This is a genomic window from Pseudomonas sp. GW821-FHT10B02 (assembly GCF_059415665.1).
Map to the genome: position 1 here is coordinate 19,954 of NZ_JBWKNR010000014.1, position 18,939 is coordinate 38,892.

16 protein-coding genes are annotated in these 18,939 nt (G+C 58.1%); 5 read left to right on the top strand and 11 right to left on the bottom strand.

Going from position 1 to position 18,939, the window contains the following annotated elements; all coding sequences use genetic code 11:
* Positions 1-47: 47 nt before the first annotated feature.
* A complete protein-coding gene (locus AC07OF_RS20325) occupies positions 48-1,298 on the top strand; it encodes an NHL repeat-containing protein (protein WP_157193161.1) in 1,251 nt (416 codons plus the stop codon).
* Between the two features lie 295 nt (positions 1,299-1,593).
* Here AC07OF_RS20325 and AC07OF_RS20330 read toward each other — a convergent pair whose 3' ends face one another.
* The 5 genes from AC07OF_RS20330 to AC07OF_RS20350 all read right to left on the bottom strand — a co-directional run bounded on the left by AC07OF_RS20330 (position 1,594) and on the right by AC07OF_RS20350 (position 8,308).
* Positions 1,594-2,565 carry a PDR/VanB family oxidoreductase gene (locus tag AC07OF_RS20330; protein ID WP_157193160.1) on the bottom strand — a complete coding sequence of 324 codons (972 nt, stop codon included), beginning with the start codon at positions 2,563-2,565 and terminating at the stop codon, positions 1,594-1,596.
* 62 nt (positions 2,566-2,627) lie between these two features.
* Positions 2,628-4,076: an NAD-dependent succinate-semialdehyde dehydrogenase gene (locus AC07OF_RS20335; RefSeq protein ID WP_157193159.1), complete on the bottom strand. Its 1,449-nt coding sequence runs from the start codon at positions 4,074-4,076 to the stop codon at positions 2,628-2,630.
* A 55-nt stretch (positions 4,077-4,131) separates the two neighbouring features.
* Positions 4,132-5,253, bottom strand: coding sequence for an aromatic ring-hydroxylating oxygenase subunit alpha (locus AC07OF_RS20340; protein WP_157193158.1), 1,122 nt, complete (start codon positions 5,251-5,253; stop codon positions 4,132-4,134).
* 168 nt (positions 5,254-5,421) lie between these two features.
* Complete coding sequence (locus tag AC07OF_RS20345) at positions 5,422-7,020, bottom strand: BCCT family transporter (RefSeq protein WP_051939447.1); 1,599 nt, start codon at positions 7,018-7,020, stop codon at positions 5,422-5,424.
* A gap of 196 nt (positions 7,021-7,216) precedes the next feature.
* Positions 7,217-8,308, bottom strand: coding sequence for a tartrate dehydrogenase (locus AC07OF_RS20350; protein WP_038612630.1), 1,092 nt, complete (start codon positions 8,306-8,308; stop codon positions 7,217-7,219).
* A 98-nt stretch (positions 8,309-8,406) separates the two neighbouring features.
* Between AC07OF_RS20350 and AC07OF_RS20355 the strand changes: the two genes are divergently transcribed.
* Positions 8,407-9,324, top strand: a complete 918-nt coding sequence (locus AC07OF_RS20355; RefSeq protein WP_157193157.1) for a LysR substrate-binding domain-containing protein — start codon at positions 8,407-8,409, stop codon at positions 9,322-9,324.
* 98 nt (positions 9,325-9,422) lie between these two features.
* On the opposite strand, the gene AC07OF_RS20360 is transcribed toward AC07OF_RS20355, so the two are convergent.
* Positions 9,423-10,028, bottom strand: coding sequence for a nucleotidyltransferase family protein (locus tag AC07OF_RS20360; RefSeq protein WP_476446716.1), 606 nt, complete (start codon positions 10,026-10,028; stop codon positions 9,423-9,425).
* 30 nt (positions 10,029-10,058) lie between these two features.
* Positions 10,059-10,706: a TetR/AcrR family transcriptional regulator gene (locus AC07OF_RS20365; RefSeq protein ID WP_342625167.1), complete on the bottom strand. Its 648-nt coding sequence runs from the start codon at positions 10,704-10,706 to the stop codon at positions 10,059-10,061.
* 141 nt (positions 10,707-10,847) lie between these two features.
* Between AC07OF_RS20365 and AC07OF_RS20370 the strand changes: the two genes are divergently transcribed.
* The gene (locus AC07OF_RS20370) at positions 10,848-12,782 is read left to right on the top strand and encodes an amidohydrolase (RefSeq protein WP_476446717.1); all 1,935 of its coding nucleotides are present in this window, start codon (positions 10,848-10,850) and stop codon (positions 12,780-12,782) included.
* A 79-nt stretch (positions 12,783-12,861) separates the two neighbouring features.
* Here AC07OF_RS20370 and AC07OF_RS20375 read toward each other — a convergent pair whose 3' ends face one another.
* On the bottom strand, positions 12,862-13,341 hold the full coding sequence (locus tag AC07OF_RS20375; protein WP_157193153.1) for a VOC family protein: 480 nt from the start codon (positions 13,339-13,341) through the stop codon (positions 12,862-12,864).
* A 321-nt stretch (positions 13,342-13,662) separates the two neighbouring features.
* On the opposite strand from AC07OF_RS20375, the gene AC07OF_RS20380 reads away from it, so the two are divergent.
* On the top strand, positions 13,663-14,025 hold the full coding sequence (locus AC07OF_RS20380) for a hypothetical protein (RefSeq protein ID WP_157193152.1): 363 nt from the start codon (positions 13,663-13,665) through the stop codon (positions 14,023-14,025).
* Between the two features lie 165 nt (positions 14,026-14,190).
* Here AC07OF_RS20380 and AC07OF_RS20385 read toward each other — a convergent pair whose 3' ends face one another.
* Together AC07OF_RS20385 and AC07OF_RS20390 are read right to left on the bottom strand one after the other, a co-directional pair.
* Positions 14,191-14,943: a carbonic anhydrase gene (locus tag AC07OF_RS20385; RefSeq protein WP_422420115.1), complete on the bottom strand. Its 753-nt coding sequence runs from the start codon at positions 14,941-14,943 to the stop codon at positions 14,191-14,193.
* 106 nt (positions 14,944-15,049) lie between these two features.
* Positions 15,050-16,021, bottom strand: coding sequence for a DMT family transporter (locus tag AC07OF_RS20390; RefSeq protein ID WP_476446718.1), 972 nt, complete (start codon positions 16,019-16,021; stop codon positions 15,050-15,052).
* Between the two features lie 104 nt (positions 16,022-16,125).
* Between AC07OF_RS20390 and AC07OF_RS20395 the strand changes: the two genes are divergently transcribed.
* Positions 16,126-17,007: a LysR family transcriptional regulator gene (locus tag AC07OF_RS20395; RefSeq protein ID WP_495073375.1), complete on the top strand. Its 882-nt coding sequence runs from the start codon at positions 16,126-16,128 to the stop codon at positions 17,005-17,007.
* A gap of 1,132 nt (positions 17,008-18,139) precedes the next feature.
* Here the strand turns inward: AC07OF_RS20395 and AC07OF_RS20400 are convergent.
* Positions 18,140-18,853: a DUF4225 domain-containing protein gene (locus AC07OF_RS20400; protein WP_495073376.1), complete on the bottom strand. Its 714-nt coding sequence runs from the start codon at positions 18,851-18,853 to the stop codon at positions 18,140-18,142.
* Positions 18,854-18,939 lie beyond the last annotated feature (86 nt).

The window sequence follows — 18,939 nt, forward strand, 5'->3', positions numbered from 1 at the left end:
TCGCCTTTACCTTGAATGCTCGTTTTCATCACTCGCAGGGTATAGATATGACGAACTCAGAACGGATTTCTGCTCTTCTGGACCCAAACTATGGCGATCGAGGAGTCGCCCATCCAGATGATTCTCTATTCCAGATTTCAGCCTCCATTCAATTTGGCTCGGATAGGTTGTGTATTGGCCAGGCAAAACTTGGATCTGGTTGGGGCTATGCTCTTCTGCGTGTCGACAATTCAGGCAAACTGGATGAGCAATTCGGAACGAAGGGTATTACTGTTGGTAGCTTCAAGGAGGGCACAAATTCCACAGGCCAAAATCTGCATGTTTTAGCCGACGGACGGATCATCGTCATGGGTAGTTACTACAATGAATCAACGGCGGCCTATTACCCAGCAATGGCTCGCTTCAATGCATCGGGGAACTTGGATAAAAGCTTTGGCCATGAAGGTCATGTGGTCATTGAGCTTCCTCCCCCACCGAGCAGTGGCCAAAAACAACAGTCAGCCAAGCATGAGAGTACCAACAACCCCCGCCAGTCTAGTGCCTTGGCGAGCAACGAACTCTACGTGACCTATCGATATCCTTTCTCCCACTCGGTTTTGCTCAAATTTAATATCGACGGAGAACCGGACGAGGAATTTAATAATGTAGGTTACAAATACCTAACAGCTCCCTCAGCTCTGGAAACCGGCATCAGTGGCATTTTGATCAACGACAAGAAAATCTATCTGAGCGGCAGCGCTTATACCGGCGAGACGTCAAATCCCTGCATCATTTGCCTAAAAAGTACAGGTGCCGAGGATCCGCAATTTGGCAAAAATGGGTATTTGATAACTGATCTGGGTGCTAATGTACGGCTTGCTAGCTTAGCCGTACTGGATGACCAAGGTAATATTGTTTGCGCTGGAGATGACAGCTTGGCCAAGGGGCTTATTATCGCGTTTACTCCCCTAGGTTCAAACCTTCCTGGCTTCGTTATAAGTAAAACTGAATTTGGTGGCTCTGGCGGCCAATGGACTGAGGTTCAGGTCGATACTTCCAGAAAGCACATCATTGCAGTCGGTACTACCCTGGGAGGCGATGAAGCTGACGTAGTGGTGGGGCGGTACGGTATTAATGGCACCCCCGACAAGGCATTTGGAGAAAACGAAGGTTGGGCACGCATTGCTTTGGGTGACAGTATCGATCTGGCATTAACCGCCAGCCTCGAATCTGATGGGAAGACACTCATCGCTGGCTCAGACTTCGAATCGAGCAATGGCCGAATTGGCTTCATGCTCCGATGCTTAACAGATCAGTGAATAAAAATTTTAGAATATATTTGGCACTTATTATCACGGATTGCTCTGAGCCAGTAAAAGCGGCTGGCAGGTTCGATTTTACGCAAAATATTTCGGGTAAAGATTATAAAGTGGAAGGCAGTTTTGACCTCACTAAATAACATTAACCTCGATTGTCGATACGGGCCCATTCGCATACTTGCAGGCGAAAGGGCCCGTGTTGACTTGTCTGTGCGAGGCTAAAATCGGACCAGGCCATTGATCCAATACAAGCACTTGGCCGGAAAAGGGCAACCCCGCCTCTATTGCACAAGCCTTACAAATCCAGCACCAACCGCGCCGTCCGCGCCCGCGAGACACACAGCATCATGCTCTGCTGCGCGGCTTTTTCGTCATCGCTCAGGTACTGGTCAAAGTGCTCGGCCTCACCTTCAAGGATCGCCGTCTCGCAGGTGCCGCACACACCCTCCCGGCACAGGCACTCGACCTTGGCGGCCTTGGATTTCTCGATGGCCTGCAGAATCGTCATGCCTTCTTCCACCTGCAGTTCGATGCCCGATTGGGCCAGCACCACGGTAAAGGCAGCACCGGTCACAGGAGCGGCAGCGAACTGTTCCCAATGCACGCGCTGTTCGGCAATCCCGGCCTTGGCGGCAGCAGCGATCACGGCATCGATCAACGGCTTGGGCCCGCATACGTACAGATGCGCATCGTCAGCCAGGCCGGCGCACAGCGTGTGCAGGTCAAGCTTGCGATCAAGGCTGTCGATATAGAAATGGGTGTTGTCAGCATGCGGTCCGCTGGCCAGCTGATCCTGGAACGCACCGTGCTCAGGGGCACGGAAGGCATAGTGCAGTTCGTAGTCGGCAGCGCCGCCTTCGAGTTCATGCAGTTGCGCCAGGAACGGGGTGATGCCGATGCCGCCGGCGATCAGCACATGGCGACCGGCACTGGGGTCCAGGGCGAACAGGTTGTTGGGCGAGGAGATGGTCAGGCGGGTGCCGACTGCAACCTGCTGGTGCATGAACGCCGAGCCACCTTTGGACTGCTCTTCCAGGCGCACGCCGATCTGGTAGCTGCGGGTGTCGCGCGGGTCGCTCATCAGCGAGTAGGCGTTGCTGAACTGGCTGCCGTCGGCGCCCTGCATCTGCACGATGACATGGCTGCCACCGGTGAAGGCGGGCATCGGCGCGCCGTCTTCGCGGGCCAGGGTGAAGCGCTTGATCAGCGGCGTGGCCTGTTGCACGTCGGTTACCTGCACGCTGAACATTTCGTATTTGTTGGCCATGATTCACCTCGACTGCAGGGGCGCGCGGCAGGCCCTGCCGCGTCCCGGAACCCGACGCTCGCTCAGACGGCGAGGCACAGGTATTTGATTTCCAGATAATCTTCGATGCCGTACTTGGAGCCTTCACGGCCCAGGCCCGATTGTTTGATGCCACCGAACGGCGCGACCTCGTTGGAGATCAACCCGGTGTTGACCCCGACCATGCCGTATTCCAGCTGCTCGGCGACCTTGAACACCCGGGCGATATCACGGCTGTAGAAGTACGCCGCCAGGCCGTACTGGGTGGCGTTGGCCAGGGCAATGACTTCTTCGTCGCTGTTGAAGCGCACCAGCGCAGCCACCGGGCCGAAGATTTCTTCTTCCAGCAGTTCCATGCCCGGGCCGACATTGGTCAGCACGGTAGGCTCGAAGAAGTTGCCACCCAGGGCATGGGCCTGGCCGCCAAGTACCAGCTCGGCGCCTTTGCCGATCGCGTCGTCGATCAGGCTGCGGACCTTGGCCACCGCCTTGTCGCTGATCAGCGGACCGATCTGCGTGCCCTCGGCGCTGCCATGGCCAACACCCAGCTGGCGTACGCGTTCGATGAAGCGTTCGCTGAACTGCGCGTAGACGCTGTCATGGATGTAGAAGCGGTTGACGCACACACAGGTCTGCCCGGCGTTGCGGTATTTGGCGATCAGCGCGCCTTCGACCGCGGCGTCGATGCCGGCGTCGGCGAAGACAATGAACGGTGCGTTGCCGCCCAGCTCCAGGCTGACTTTCTTGATGGTTTCAGCGCACTGGCCCATCAGCAGGCGACCGACCGGGGTGGAGCCGGTAAAGCTCAACTTGCGCACCGACGGGTGGCCGGTGAACTGCGCGCCGATGGCCGGCGCATCACCGGTGACCACGCTGAACACGCCAGCGGGAACACCGGCGCGCTCGGCCAGTTCGACCAGCGCCAGGGCGCAGAACGGCGTTTCGTTGGCCGGTTTGACCACCATGGTGCAGCCTGCCGCCAGGGCCGGGGCGACCTTGCGGGTGATCATCGCCGCGGGGAAATTCCATGGGGTAATCGCGGTGCATACGCCGATGCCTTGCTTGATCACCAGCAGGCGCTTGTCGTTGGCAGGGCTTGGGATCACGTCGCCATAGACGCGCTTGCCTTCTTCAGCGAACCACTCGACGAAGGAGGCGGCATAGCGGATTTCGCCCAGGGCTTCATGCAGCGGCTTGCCCTGTTCGAAGGTCATCAGCCGGGCCAGGTCCTGCTCGTGTTCGAGCAGCAGTTCGAACCAGCGGCGCAGAATCTGTGCACGCTCTTTGGCGGTGCGGGCGCGCCAGTCGCCCAGGGCGGCTTCGGCGGCTTCGATGGCGCGTACCGCTTCGGCACCGCCCATCAGCGGCACGCTGCCCAGCAGCTCGCCGTTGGCCGGGTCGGTTACCTGCAGGCTGCGCCCATCATCGGCGTCGCACCAGCGCCCAGCGATGTAGGCTTGCTGGCGGAACAGCTTGTTGTCATTGAGTTTCACGCAAGGCACTCCGAAAGCCGCCGCAGGCTGTCTGTGCAGCCGGCGGCGGTGGTTATCAGTCGTTGAGGTGGGCAACGGCGATCAGGTTGTGGAAGTGGGCGATGCCGTGCTCGCTCATGCCGCTGCGCTCACGGTCGGCCATGATCCGGCCCTGGCCACGGTAGCCGCGGGACTTCAGGCCTTTCTGTACGCTTTCCACCAGACGCAGGTCTTCCGGACGGAACACTTCGCGGTACCAGTCGATCAGCTTCTGCTGCTCTTCAGTGATGTCCTTGTTGAGGAAGTAGATGTCGTAGTGCTGCAGGGTGGTTTCGGCATCGACCGGGAACTCGTAGATCACGGTCATGAAGTTCGCTCCTGGCGGCACGTTGAACATGGTGCACGGCCAGGCCCAGAAACCGGCGAAGGATGGGTCTTTCACGTTTTCGTCGAATTTGAACGACTGCTCGGAAGGCTTGGCCAGGCCGTATTGCAGGGTCCAGTTGCCGTGCAGGTTGTGGCTGTACTGACCGACGTCTACCGAGTCGGCGAAGCCTGGGTGGGCCGGGGCGCAGTGGTAGCATTCGAGGTAGTTGTCGACGATCGATTTCCAGTTGGCCGGGGTGTCGCTGACAAAACGTGCCGCCAGGTGCAGGTCGTCGATCACCGCGCAGGCTTCACGCATGCGTTTTTGCAGGCCTGGCAGCTGGTCTTCGACGGAACCTGCTTCCATGTCCATATTGATGAAGATGAAGCCTGCATATTCTTCGACGCGCAGCTGCACCAGGGTCGAGTTCTCTTTGTCGAAGTTCACCACGTTGTCGCAGTTGCGCGCGTGGGCCAGCTCGCCGTCGAGCTTGAAGGTCCAGGCGTGGTACGGGCAGGTGATGACGTTCTTGGCCTTGCCGCTGCCGCTGAGCAGTTGGTGGCCGCGGTGCGGGCAGACGTTGTAGAAGGCGCGCAGCACGCTGTCGCGACCGCGCACGACGATGATGCTTTCACCAATCACTTCGCGGGTGATGTAGGCGTTGTTTTCTGCCACTTCACTGCGGTGGCCGACGCAGATCCAGCTGCGCGCGAAGATGTTTTCTTTCTCGTGCTCGAACACTGCCGGCTGGGTGTAGAAGCTGGCAGGGATGGTGAAAGCCTCTTCGGCGTTGGCGCAGAAATCGGCGGGCAGGCGTTTGAAGTCATTCATGATCAGTTCTCTCACAAGCTCGGTTTTTTAGTTGTCAGTTAACGCGTATCTATCAGTTAACAGGTCGGGCAAAAAAATTTGGCTGCTGTGTGGGAGCGGGCTTGCCCCGCGATTGCGGTGTGTCAGCCACCATCCATCGCGGGGCAAGCCCGCTCCCACAGGGGATGTTTAGTGCACGGCAGCAGCGCTGCGTGGTGCCTGGTGTTGCGGTTCTTCCCCGGCCATGCGCGCCGCCTCTTCTTCGATGCGGTAGGCCGGTACCTGGCCGTAGTCTTCGATCATCCATTTGAAGAAGCCGTAGATCTTCACCAGCAGGATCACCATGAACGGGATTGCGGTCAGCACCACGGCGGTTTTCATGGTCGACAGCGAGGCTTTGGCGAACAGCATGGCCAGCGGCACCAGGGTCAGCACCACACACCAGAACAGGCGATGGGTTGGCGTCGGGTCGTCGCCTTCACGCAGGTTGCGGGTGCTGGTGGCAGCCACCGCATAGGCTGCAGCGTCCATGTGCGAGGCACAGAAGATCGCCATGATGAACAGGTAGACGCCAAGGAATACCTGACCCCACGGCAGGGCCAGCAACAGGTGGGTCACCGCCGATTCGCCGCCTTGTTCGCTGAGCATTTTCGGCACGTCCACGGCACCGGTGATGAACTGGTGCATGCTGTAGCTTTCCAGCGCGCCGAAGAAGAACCAGCACCCGAAGCTGCCACCGAGCAGCAGGGCCATGACCACTTCCTTGATCTGCCGGCCACGCGAAACGCGGGTCACGAACATTGCCACGCCCGGGGCGTAAGACACCCACCAGAGCCAGTAGAACACCGTCCAGTTGCGGGTGAAAGCACCGTCGCCGGCCGGGTCGGTGAACAGGCTCATGTGCACGTAGTTCTGGATCATCAGGCCAATCGAGTTAGCGGTGTTGTTGATGGTGAACTGGGTCGGGCCGACCAGCAGCACCACACCGGCAAACACCAGGGCACCGATGCAGACCATCTTGCTCAGGCGCTGCAGACCGCCATCGATACCGATGTAGGAGCTGAGCGAGAACATCACCGCCACGGCGCCGATCACCATCAATTGCACGGTGAAGGTGTCCGGGGTGCCGGTCAGGTCATGCAGGCCACGGGTCAGGGTCGAGGCGGTGAGGGCCAGCGACACGGTCAGGGCGCCCATCATGGTCAGCAGGAAGATCAGGTCGACGGTACGGCCAACCGGGCCGGTGGCCTTGAAGCCGGTGACCGCTTCGACGATCGAGGCCAGGTTCAGGCCGCTCTTCTTGCGCACATGGAAGTGATAGGCCATGGCCAGCGAAGCCAGGGCGTAGATCGACCAGGCGCTGACGCCCCAGTGGAAGAACGAGTAGCTGACGCTGTATTCGAGGGCTTTAGGGGTAGCGGCGGCGATGTTCAGGCCAGGGGTCTGGTAGTAGTAGGCCCACTCCATGACGCCCCAGTAGAGGGTCGAGGAACCCATACCGGCACAGATGAACATGAACACCCAGGTCGCGGTGGCGTACTCGGGTTTGCCACTGCCCAGGCGGATATTGCCGTATTTGCTGAAGGCCAGGTACAGCACGGCCAGGGAGCTACCGAACACCAACACCTGAACGCTGGTGCCGAAGGTACGGGTGGACAGTTCGAACAACTGGTTGGCCGCGCTTTCAGCTTCGCCGGGGAAGGCTGCAAGGCCTATCACGGTGAGCAGCACGGCAATCAAACTCACGGTGATCAGGAACACATCAATCTTTTTATTTTTGTGCGACATCATCGTCTCCTGGACGTTGGCGTACTTATCTATACCCGGCAGGCATTCCGGGGTGTTGCGGTAACGCTCCTTCCTTGGTTGTTAACTAAAAGTTAACGTGAATCTTTTGGTTAACAGATTCTGCATACAATCTGTACCGCTCGCAAGAGGAAAAGGCCCTTCTTGTCTGACAATTCTGACAATCGGGCCTGTCCCATCAACCTTCGATCAGTGCGGTGATCGCCCGACCCACTTCCTGGGTGGACTTCTGTCCGCCCATGTCGCGGGTGGTGTCACCGGCAGCAATGACCTGCTCGATGGCCTTGAGGATGTCATCGTGGGCGGCGCGGTAGCGTGGGTCGGCACCGTCGTTGCCGAGGAACTCGAGCATCAGCGCGCCGGACCAGATCATCGCGATCGGGTTGGCGATGTTCTTGCCGAAGATGTCCGGGGCCGAGCCGTGTACCGGTTCGAACAGCGACGGGAACTTGCGCTCAGGGTTGAGGTTGGCCGATGGCGCGATACCGATGGTGCCGGCGCAGGCCGGGCCGAGGTCGGAGAGGATGTCGCCGAACAGGTTCGAAGCCACTACCACGTCGAAGCGATCCGGCTGCAGCACGAAGCGGGCGCAGAGGATATCAATGTGCTGCTTGTCCCAGCTGATTTCCGGATAATTGGCAGCCATGGCAGCGGTGCGCTCGTCCCAGTAGGGCATGCTCACGGCCATGCCGTTGGACTTGGTCGCCGAGGTGACGTGCTTGCGCTCGCGGGTCTGGGCCACGTCGAAGGCGTACTTGAGAATGCGGTCGACACCGCGGCGGGTGAACACCGATTCCTGCAGGACGAACTCGTTTTCGGTGCCTTCGAACATGCGTCCGCCCAGGGACGAGTATTCGCCTTCGGTGTTCTCGCGGATCACCACGAAGTCGATGTCGCCTGGCTCGCGACCGGCCAGCGGGCAGGGCACGCCAGGGAACAGGCGTACCGGGCGAATGTTGACGTACTGGTCGAAGTCGCGGCGGAACTTGAGCAGCGAGCCCCACAGCGAGATGTGGTCCGGGACCTTGTCCGGCCAGCCGACCGCACCGAAGTACAGGGCGTCGAAGTCCTTCAGTTGTTCGAACCAGTCGTCCGGCATCATCTTGCCGTGGGCCAGGTAATAATCGCAGCTGGCCCACTCGAAGAATTCGAAGCTGATGTCCAGGCCATGCTTGCGCGCAGCGGCCTCGACTACGCGGATACCTTCGGGGAGAACTTCGATGCCAATGCCGTCACCAGGGATGGCGGCGATTCTGAAAGTCTTGCTCATGGGGGCGCACTCGTTGTCTAGGGAACAGGTGCGGACCATGCTATAAGGGCTTTATTCAGAGATAATCTCGCCATTCATAGATTCTTAGAACACGAAACGTGAATAATCTTCCGAGCCTCGACGACCTCAATATCTTCCTTCAGGTGGCCAAACGCGCCAGCTTTGCCGCCGTGGCCGACGAACTGGGCATGTCAGCCGCGTTCATCAGCAAACGCATCCGTGTGCTCGAACAGACCCTTGAAGTGCGCCTGCTGCATCGCACCACCCGACGGGTGACCGTGAGCGAGGAGGGCGAGCGGGTTTACCAGTGGGCGCAGCAGATCTTCGATGCGGTGCAGCGCATGGGTGACGACATCAGCGCCCAGCACCGCGAGCCGACAGGTCAACTGCGCATTGCCAGCAGCCTGGGCCTGGGACGGCGATTCGTGGCGCCGGCCTTGTCGGAACTGGCCGAGCGTTATCCGCGTCTGGACGTTCGCCTGGATGTTCATGATCGTTTGGTCGACCTGATCGAAGAGGGCGTCGACCTGGATATCCGGGTCGGCAACACGATTTCGCCCAATCTGATTGCCAAGCCGCTGGCCAAGAACCGCCGGGTGCTGTGCGCCTCACCGGCCTACCTGGCGCGGCGTGGAACGCCGAAAGTGCTGGCCGAGCTGGGCAGTCATGATTGCCTGGTGATCAAAGAGCGCGACCATCCTTTCGGCATCTGGCAACTGGAAGGGCCCAATGGCGAGGAGAGCGTGCGGGTGACCGGCAGCCTGTCGAGCAACCATGGTGAGGTCGCGCACCAGTGGTGTCTGGATGGCCGCGGGATCTTGCTGCGCTCGTGGTGGGATGTGCATGACAGCCTGGCAGACGGGCGCTTGGTTCAGGTGTTGGGCGACTATCATCAGCCGGCGGATATCTGGGCGGTGTACACCTCGCCCTTGGCCAGCTCGGCCAAGGTGCGGGTGGCGGTGGAGTTTTTCCGCCAGTACTTTGCCGAACGTTACAGCTTGCCGGATCTAGGCTGACGCGACCTCTGTGGGAGCGGGCCTTGCCCCGCGATCTGCCGCAACGCGGCAGCAAAACCGGCCAGTGCGGAGCATCAGTTAGATCCGGGACTTAGCGTTTACGACCGCTGCGCGCTCGATCGCAGGCTGTCGCCAGCTCCTACACGAGGCTCCAGGATTTTCAGCCAAGGCCAGCGTGCCTGGTAGCTCTTCGCCTTCTGTTCGAACAGATCAGGTTGTGCGTTGTTCGGATTGATCCGCAGCAGCCCGTGTTCAATGTCGGTCAAACCGTAAGGTGCATAGAGCTCACCATTCCCGATATCCAGCCCGATACAGGTACCGGCAATCAGGTAACGATCAACTCCGTCTCGGGCTGACAGGAGCTGAGGATACGGCCTGCCGAAGCGCTCGCCGTACCAGAGGTGAACGCGCGCCTGATTCTTCACCTCGACATTCACCCCAAGGTCCTGAAACAGCTGTTGAGCGGTCTTGATGACCTCGTTCTCGGCTTCCCAGGAGAGGTCATCGTCGAAGTAGAAAACGTCGTAGTCCTTGATGCCCCACGCCGTTGGCTGGTTCGCCTGATGATTCCAGACCGCCTGGAAAAGACAGCCGGCCGTCAGCATGCACTGACTCAGGCCCAACGCTGGCAAACGTGCAGCAAGCTCGGCGTTTATGGGGTTGGTCATGGCGATGCTGACCAAGCCGTCGACAGTCAATGTCATGTGTAGCTCCCTGGGTTCGTCGATGGTGGCTTAATCTGCCAGACCCTGTTCAAACTCGGCACTGTCCCGGCATTTAACCGCCGACAACAGCAGGCGATGCTGCCACTTTTTATGCGCACGCCACATCAGCCCACGCGCCTCGCCTTGCTCGATGCTGCCTTGCTTGACCACATCCCAGGTCCGGTACAAATACCTGGCCAGTTCGGTGATGTCCTTCTGCGGCCAGCAGCAGCCATGCTTTCTGAGCAGCACCACCATGTTGTCTATCTGCAGTGTCTCGTGCGCTTGCTCCAGGCCATGTAACGCCGGAATGACATCCATGGCCTGCCAGAGTGCGCCATAGCCGGAAAACTGCTGCTCGATCCCGTCGATCATGTCATCGAGTGCGTCCCAGATTTCAACCAGGCCCAGATCGCTTTGATAAATCGCCTGTTCCCGCCGGCGTATCTCCTCCAGCCACTGCTCGGCCAGGCGATAAACGATGGCTTCCTTGTTCGGGAAAAAGCGGTACAGCGACTTGATGTCGATGTCGCAGCGTTCGGCGATGGCATTGGTATTGAGAAGGCCAATACCGCCTTCCTTGAGCAGCGCCAGCGTCGCCTGCTCAATCTTCTGGATGATCGCCAGAGTACGTTGCTGGCGCGGCTCGCGGCGCATCTTCAAATCTAGCGAAGTCATCGAACCCACAGCCTTATTGTTAGTAGGCGCGCATTTCACATTGTCTTGCCCAACCGAGTCAAATCTCACCGATTGACGCCAATGGGCAACGCTGGTAGAAGTGCAAATTACAGTAATTACTGTAATTTAATCGGAGACGGTATGCGCTTAAAACAAAAACAACACTTAACGCTTTGCTCCTTCGCCTTGCTCGCCGGGATCAGCGGCTGCAGCCAGACGCCTGTGCCAGCTGTCGGCACCAATACGGTGTACCTCAACGGCGAGATTTACACGCAGGATGGTCAGCACCGGAAGGTCGAAGCGATCGCCGTTGCCAACGACAGGTTCGTCTATACCGGCAACCGGGACGGCGCGGAATCCTTCATCAAGCAAGGTTTTCAGGTGGTCGATCTGGGCGGCAAGATGGTTTTGCCAGGCCTGCACGACAACCATATCCATGTGCTGGGCACCGTCGCCCTGGATGTCTGCGACCTTGAAGGCAAGGCGGTAAACCTCGATCAGCTGGCCAGCAAGGTGAAGGAATGCCTGCCGCGCTACGCCAGCGAACCCGGCGCCTGGCTGAAGATCGATCAGTGGGTTCCCTATGAAGGCAATGAACCGACGGCCAACTACAAAACCATCCGCCAGGCCCTCGATGCGGCCGCCGATGGCCACCCGATCATCTTGTCTGGAGTCGATGGCCATGCCAGCGCCTACAACTCCAAAGCCTTGAGCATGGCCGAGGATGAACAGGGCAACAGCGTTGGCTTCACTGCCAAAACCCTGGCAAAAGGTGGTGTGTTCGCCGAGCTGGCGCCCTACGTCAGCCTGGACACCGGCGTAGTGCGCGACGCGGCCAAAGAGAAAATCCCGGTCGGAAACTTTGACATGTTTGCGCAAAAGCCCGGCGACCCGCGCGGCGAAAAGGTCTATGGCGACATCTTGCCGGAGGTCGCCAAGGTCATGGCGCAAAGCGGCATCACCAGCATTCAGGATGCTTGCACCAATGACTTCATCCGCGAACAGTTGGTGAAGATGCAGAAGCAGGATCTGCTGAACATGCGGGTCACCGCCGCCACCTGTTTCATTGACGACGATTACAAGGGCAAGGTGGACATTGCCGGGCACCTGAGAAAAGCGCAGGAAGTGCGTGCTGCATTCGCGGACAACCCGTTGATCAAGGCCGATGCGGTGAAGATATTTGCCGACGGTGTGCTCGAAGGGGATTCCTTCAGCACGCCGCCGTTCTCACCCAATGCCGGAATGCTGCACAACTATCAGACCCCCCACCTCAAGCACAACGCCGACACCGGGGTTGTCACCGTTACCAAGGACAGCGAAGACTCGAAGAAAAACGGCATCGTCAATTACAAGGCTGAAGACTTCAAGAACTACGCCAGCGCCCTCGATGCCGATGGCTTCAGCATTCACGTCCACAGCGTTGGCGACCGCGCCACGCGTGTCGCGCTCGATGCCCTGGAAGCTGCTCGTCAGCGTAATGGCAACAAACACATCCCGCATACCATTGCCCATCTGCAGGTCATTCACCCGGACGATCAACGCCGCCTTGGCGAGCTCGGGGTGTACCTCACCTACACCTACGCCTGGATCAACCAGCAGCCCGACTACGACGTGTTGATCACACCGTTCCTGGAAAAAAGCAAAAAGGGTCAGGACATCAACGACCTGCTCTATAACAAAAACAGTTACACCTGGAACGCCATCTACCCGGTGCAAAGCTCTGCCAAAACAGGCGCAGTACTGGTCGCCGGCAGTGACGCGCCGGTCGACTCACGCGACCCGCGTCCTTTCATGAACATCGCCGCCGGCATTACCCGCGCCATACCCGGTGAGCCGGCCTACAATGCAGAGCAGTCGGCGACCCTGGAACAGATGCTCGATGCCTACACCATCAACGGTGCCCGCGCGGTTCGGCAGGACCAACTGATCGGCTCGATCGAGCCGGGCAAGTCGGCTGATTTCATCGTTCTCGACCGCAACCTGTTCGACCTGGTCGAGCAGGGCAAGCCCGAGCAAATCGCTGAGACCAAGGTGTTGCAGACAGTGTTCCGCGGGAAGACGGTCTACAGCCAGTAATCATCCACATAAAGGGGCCTTGCAAGGCCCCTTTTTTGATCTGGCTGTGGGAGCACGCTTGCCCCGCGATCGAAGGCCGTCAGCCCTTCAGCGCGGCTTCAATCGCTGCCACGTCGATCTTTCTCATCTCCATCATCGCCTCGAACGCACGCTTGGCCGCTGCCCGATCAGGGTTGCTGATCGCTGCCGTCAGGACGCGCGGCGTGATCTGCCACGAAAGTCCCCATTTGTCCTTGCACCAGCCACAGGCACTTTCCTCGCCGCCATTGCCGACAATCGCGTTCCACAAACGATCCGTTTCGGCCTGGTCATCGGTGGCAACCTGGAACGAAAACGCCTCGCAGTGCTGGAATATCGGACCGCCGTTGAGCCCAAGGCAAGGGATACCCATCACCGTGAACTCCACCGTCAGCACATCGCCTTGTTTGCCCGAAGGGTAGTCGCCAGGCGCGTGATGGACGGCCACCACGGCGCTGTCCGGAAAGGTCTTGGCGTAGAAGCTCGCAGCGTCCAGCGCCGTGCCGTCAAACCACAGGCAAATCGTATTCTTGCTGGTCATCTTGGGTCTCCGAAACCGGGACTGGGGACATTCAGTCTAGGCGTACATTTCCTGAGGGGGCGGGTTGATCTTTAAGCGATCCGGATTCTGGCTCCTGGGCCAAGGCTTGAGCTGTAGGGCGTTGTGTTCATGGGTACACATGAACATCAATATGGTGGTGATATCACCCAACGAACTTAACTTTCTGTTTTTCTGTAGCCGGAGTGAAAGTCAATAGCTGTGCACCTGGCATTTTTGTCAGTTGTGCGTAGAAGACGCCTTGCTTAGATTCGACGCTGCGGCAACAAATTATTTTCATCTGATAACAGGAAGGGTTTGATTATGAATAGCACTGAAAAGAATATGATTCGTTTTGAAATTACAGGGCCCGGCTATGAAGAGAGCGTTCACGAAAGGGCAAGCGTGAGCAGGGATGATGAAATATATAAGATTCTGCGGGGAGGGCCGTCTGACCTTTTGGAAATTACGATCCCTGTTTCTTTGGGCTCTGGCTACTATGACTTTCCCGGCCGGGTGACGGTGATCCGTTCGCGGTCTGATGATAATAATAAACTGCGGGAAGTTGTTGGGCGTTTGGTGTTATTGAAAGGAGACAATCAATCAAGTTTAATTTTTCATGGCTCGTTTGAAACTGATAAGGGTGAATATGTTATAAATAGCGGGTTTTTTTCAATGGATCTCTAGGCTCTGGAGCTTTAAGGTCGCGCTGAAATAATCATGTGCGTAGATCAATCGCCGCAGAGCATTTGCCAATTGCTGTTGACGTGAAACGATGCGGCGATTTTTCAGCTTTCAGCACGCACTTTTGTGACCGCACCGTCAGCCGGGCTTCCTTGCCCGTGTCCGGGGTCAGGCAATCAGCTCGACTTTGCCGGTGGCCAGGCGATAGACGCCGCCGACGATTTTCAACTTGCCCTTGTCGAGCGCATCGGTGATCAAGGGCGTGGCGCCCTTAAGACTCTGGACCGAGTCTTTGACATTTTGCGCCGTGGCATTTTCCATCAGGTCGCCAGGTTGTTTGAGGACCTTCTCGATGGAGGGCTTGAGTGCCTCCGTCAGTTTCGGAATGTGCCCGGGGAACACGGTGGAATCTTTCAGCGCTTTGATCCCGGCATCGATGGCGCCACAGCTTTCATGGCCAAGTACCAGGATCAACGGTGCACCGAGTACGGCGACGGCGTATTCAAGGCTGGCCAGGCCTTCACCGGTGACGAAGTTGCCGGCCACGCGAATCGCAAAAAGGTCACCGCGTGCGGTGTCGAACGCGTATTCGGGGGCGATCCTCGAGTCGGAACAACTGAGCACCGCCACGAACGGGTTCTGGCCGGACACCAAGGCTTCGCGCTCGTCCTTGAAGTCGTGTGTGTCCGAGTTTCCGCTGACATAGCGTTCATTGCCTGCAATCAGCCGTTGTAGCGCCTGGTCGGGGTTGATTGCGTTTTGCGGTTTGGGGGGCGCAGCCGTTTTTTCGGCCGCCGTGACAAACCTGCCAGGCAGCGCGCCAGACAGCAGCAGGGCACCTGCTCCAAGTCCGGCAATGCGAAGAAAACGACGACGATCAGTTGTGTTTGAAGAGGAAGTTGAATCACATGACTTACACATGATGGTGTGTACTCAGATCAACTCGGTGGCAGTAACTACTGTTGGGGAACGGGTGCATTCAGGAAAATTCAGCACCCGAACCTTGCAGTCTAGTTGATCTGCCCACCTATGTTTTTTGCGCCGCCGTGCTGGCCTGACCCGGCACCTGTGTCTCGCCCTTGGCCCGCACCGGCTTGAGCCGCGAAACCCCGAACAACACCAAGGCCAGCCCGATGATCTGGTACAGCGATACTTCTTCGCTGAGCACAGCCCATGACGCCAGCACCGTCAGCACGGGCCCCAGATTGCCGACCGCAGCGGTATGGGTGGCGCCCATGCGCTGAATCGCCAGCGCCACCCAATAGATCGGCAACACCGTGGAAACCAGAGCCATCAACGCCGCATACACCCATACCGCAGCGGGCAGCTGCCAGAGCAGCTGGGTATCGGCCGTCAGCAGATAGTGCGCCAGCACCATCAACGACGACGCACTGCCGGCAAGCCCGGCCAGGCGCATGGAACTCATGCGCTTGAGCATCATGCCGGTGCCTGAGTAATACAGCGCGTAGGTCACCGCACTGGCAAACACCCATGCCGCGCCGAGCATCACCTGGCCGCCCATTCCGGAAGCGCCGACGTCATGCACGAAGGCGATGCCCAGGCCCAGGTAGCACAAACCCATCGCCGCCAGGGTGCGCAGGGTAGGGCGCTCGCGCAGGGCGATGGCCTGGAACACCAGCACCAGGGTCGGGTAAGTGAACAGAATCAGCCGCTCAAGCCCGGCGCTGATGTACTGCAGCCCGTAGAAATCGAACAGGCTCGCCAGGTAATAACCGAACAGTCCCAGCAGCATCACCCGTACACCATCGGCAAGGGTCATGGGCGCATTGGCCGGGCCCCGGCTGGCCCACACCAGCCAGGCAAACAGTGGTAACGACAAACCCATGCGCATCGCCAGCAGCGTGATTGCATCCACCTGACTGGCCGCATAAGACAGCTTGACGAAAATCGCCTTGAGGCTGAAACCGAGTGCCGACAGCACTGCAAACAGGCTGCCGTTTTCGACGCAACGCTGGCAAAACCCACGTAATTTATTCATCAGCAGCCCGACAGAGGAGAAGGTACAAGCGTTATTCTAAAGTGAAGGCAACCGCCGAAGAATCGCATTTTCCAGAACGAAGCCTTCGCCAAAAGAGAACCCCAGTGCACTTTGATCTCTCCGATTTGCGCCTGCTGAGCGCCATTGCCGCCTCCGGCAGCCTGAGCAAGGCTGCTGCCAGCATTCCGGTTGCCGTCTCGGCCGCCAGCACCCGTCTGCGCCTGTTCGAGGAGCGTTGCGGCGTCACCGTATTCACCCGCACGGCCGCTGGCATGCAACTGACACCGACCGGTCGCCTGGTGCTGGAGGCAGCCAGTAGCGTACTTGGCGAAGCGCAAAAGCTGCAGGACACCTTAAAGGAGCTCGCCGGCCAACGCCGCATCACCCTGCGCCTGGCTGCCACCACCGTGACCACCAGCAGCCTGTTGCCCGCGGTGCTTGGCTCGTTTCTGGCCGACTACCCGGAAGTCGATCTGCAACTGACCGAGTACCGCAGCGCTGATGTCATGCGTGCCGTGCTCACTGGTGAGTGTGAAATCGGCGTGTATGACGGCAGCGTCATCAGCGATGGGGTGCTGTCGTTGCCGTTTCGCAGCGAGCGGCTGGTGATGCTGGTACCGCACGGGCACCCATTGGCAGAACGTGAACAGACGCGCCTGCGCGATGCCCTGGGTTACCCCTTCATCGGCATGCCGGCCGAGCGGGCCATGCAACGTTTTGTCGAAGAGCGGGCGATGAAACTGGCCATGCCCCTGCAGATCCGCGTACGCGCGCCCAGCTTTGAGGCCATCGCTCAATTGGTGGCTCAGCGTGCCGGGATTGCCATGCTGCCGGAGACCACCGCGCGGCGCATGGAACAAGAACTGCCGGTACGTGTGGTGCTGCTTGAAGAGGCTTGGGCGACGCTTGAACTGCGGCTGTGCATCAAGGGCTGGGAGTCGCTTAGTACCCATGGTCGTCAGCTGGTCAGCTTTCTGTCGCAGTAGCCTGTGCGGTGGGCTGCTGGAAGAGACACCGGCACGGACAGCGAAGAACGGATCGTGGCTGCCGTTGCAGGAGCCGAAGGTGGTGCTGGTTTGCGTGGTGGGTGGCGACTGTACACGGGTTGGTCAACCGGGAATCAAAGAACCCGGCGCGCACGAAGGCGCCCCGCGCACAGCCGCCATAACACGAAACAGTAGACACAAAAAAAAAGCGTCAACTGTTCGGATAGGACGCTTGTGTGCCTTGATTATCACCTGGGCTACCAAACCCGGTCGCTGGATTTACAGCGACGTAGGGGAGGTAACGGGGTTGGGGGTGGGATTCAAGCGTTGGAGCAGGGCAGCCACACGAGGTTACAGATCGACTGCGGGGTTGGCAGGGGGGTTCTGCACATGTTCAACCTTCAGGTCGGAACGCCCAGATGTCTCAATGAAAAATTGCTGGAAAGTCTGAAGTTGCTAATCTGGAGAAGGTCGATTTTATGATTTACAAGGATTGGATAGCATTCAGCTTCTAAACGCTAGGCAATGGAAGGCTATCATGGTCAATGAGACTATCGTGAGTACCGGATAGTACTCGGAAACGCTTGGGTCGAATTGTAAGTTAAATAGTTTTTTATTTTCGGCAACATCGAGATAGGATGCGATCATCAAAACGTTGTAGGTAAGGCTGATCAAGACTGCCCAAGTGGCGAATCGAAGCATGGTTAGAAAGCGATTCAGTACTAAGGAGGCGGCCATGCTAAAGATGACAAGGCAAGTAAATTCTAGTATGGTCACTTTTTGTGCTCGTTATTGAGTTGTTGTATGGTAGGGGTATCTATGCCTCGGTCTGCTGTTGTCAGGGCGGGTAATGAAATTTATATTTCAGTCCTGAATGTCCAGAGGTGGAAGAAAACCATGATTGTGGAGATTGCTAAGATTGTAGGGTGATATGCGGTTATGCTTGGATCGAATTCGATGAATAACAATTTGCCTTTCTTTATCGCGTCTATGTAAAACACGATCATCAGTGAGTTGTAAAGAAGTCCGAGGGCGACCTTTAGTATCGCCGAGCTTAATAATTTAAGGCAGCGATTGAGTAGCAGAGAGCCGCCACCGCTGGAGAGCACAAAAAAACAGAATCCAAACATGTTCATTTTTTGTACTCTTGATGCAGTTGATCAGCGGTTTGACCATCTATCCCGATCTCGAGTGCTAATGCTTTGGTACTCATCTGCCTATACGCGCGTTCCCGGTCAGTCTTCATGAATCGGAAGAGTCTCCAAGCGTCGTGCCTTAACACTTGACGAAACAAACCAGCGCCAGACATAGCAAGATCTCCCGTCAAGTACGCCATGTTGCCCTCAGTTTCACTGTAGCCGAGCTGTTTCGCGACGTGCTGGTAAGCTTTGCGTACCGGCCCTTCAATATCACTGCGACTTTCGTAAAGATTTCTTGCATTCTCATAGACGTTATTACCGCCATGCATCATCAGCGGAGCTCCGAGGGGCGCGCACAAAGCTCCTGCTGAGCCATAGCAAATACCGGCCCCAGTCGCGACTTGAACGGTCCCTCCGATCAAACCCAGTGTTTGGGCGACAATACGGCGTGACTCACTGAGCAGACTCTGCTGCTCCGCCTTTAACTCCCGCAACCCCTCCTGCGGACTCAAACGCCGCTCTTCCACATCCTGCACCACCCGTCGCGCGTAGTAGGAAAGTTCGCGATTGAACTGCATGCGCGTTTGGTCATCCTGCAGATGCCGCGCACTGATCGTGCAGGCGAAGCCGGTAAACTGCGCCGCGGCATGGCTGACTTCCCAGAAGTCATTCATGCTCAGTTTCGACTTGTCGCTCGGCTTCGCCATCACGTATTCCTTCTTGAGAATTGGTGGGCGAAGGGCTGTTCCTGGAACTTGCGGTTGAGCGACGCGAAGTAGTGATAGGCCATGCT

Excerpts from the sequence above, each read along its gene's own strand:
- AC07OF_RS20330 (WP_157193160.1), bottom strand. The coding sequence starts at position 2,565 with ATGGCCAACAAATACGAAATGTTCAGCGTGCAGGTAACCGACGTGCAA.
- AC07OF_RS20390 (WP_476446718.1), bottom strand. The coding sequence starts at position 16,021 with ATGAATAAATTACGTGGGTTTTGCCAGCGTTGCGTCGAAAACGGCAGC.
- AC07OF_RS20385 (WP_422420115.1), bottom strand. The coding sequence starts at position 14,943 with ATGTGTAAGTCATGTGATTCAACTTCCTCTTCAAACACAACTGATCGT.
- AC07OF_RS20365 (WP_342625167.1), bottom strand. The coding sequence starts at position 10,706 with ATGACTTCGCTAGATTTGAAGATGCGCCGCGAGCCGCGCCAGCAACGT.
- AC07OF_RS20370 (WP_476446717.1), top strand. The coding sequence starts at position 10,848 with ATGCGCTTAAAACAAAAACAACACTTAACGCTTTGCTCCTTCGCCTTG.
- AC07OF_RS20380 (WP_157193152.1), top strand. The coding sequence starts at position 13,663 with ATGAATAGCACTGAAAAGAATATGATTCGTTTTGAAATTACAGGGCCC.
- AC07OF_RS20325 (WP_157193161.1), top strand. The coding sequence starts at position 48 with ATGACGAACTCAGAACGGATTTCTGCTCTTCTGGACCCAAACTATGGC.
- AC07OF_RS20350 (WP_038612630.1), bottom strand. The coding sequence starts at position 8,308 with ATGAGCAAGACTTTCAGAATCGCCGCCATCCCTGGTGACGGCATTGGC.
- AC07OF_RS20345 (WP_051939447.1), bottom strand. The coding sequence starts at position 7,020 with ATGTCGCACAAAAATAAAAAGATTGATGTGTTCCTGATCACCGTGAGT.
- AC07OF_RS20400 (WP_495073376.1), bottom strand. The coding sequence starts at position 18,853 with ATGGCGAAGCCGAGCGACAAGTCGAAACTGAGCATGAATGACTTCTGG.
- AC07OF_RS20360 (WP_476446716.1), bottom strand. The coding sequence starts at position 10,028 with ATGACATTGACTGTCGACGGCTTGGTCAGCATCGCCATGACCAACCCC.
- AC07OF_RS20340 (WP_157193158.1), bottom strand. The coding sequence starts at position 5,253 with ATGAATGACTTCAAACGCCTGCCCGCCGATTTCTGCGCCAACGCCGAA.
- AC07OF_RS20375 (WP_157193153.1), bottom strand. The coding sequence starts at position 13,341 with ATGACCAGCAAGAATACGATTTGCCTGTGGTTTGACGGCACGGCGCTG.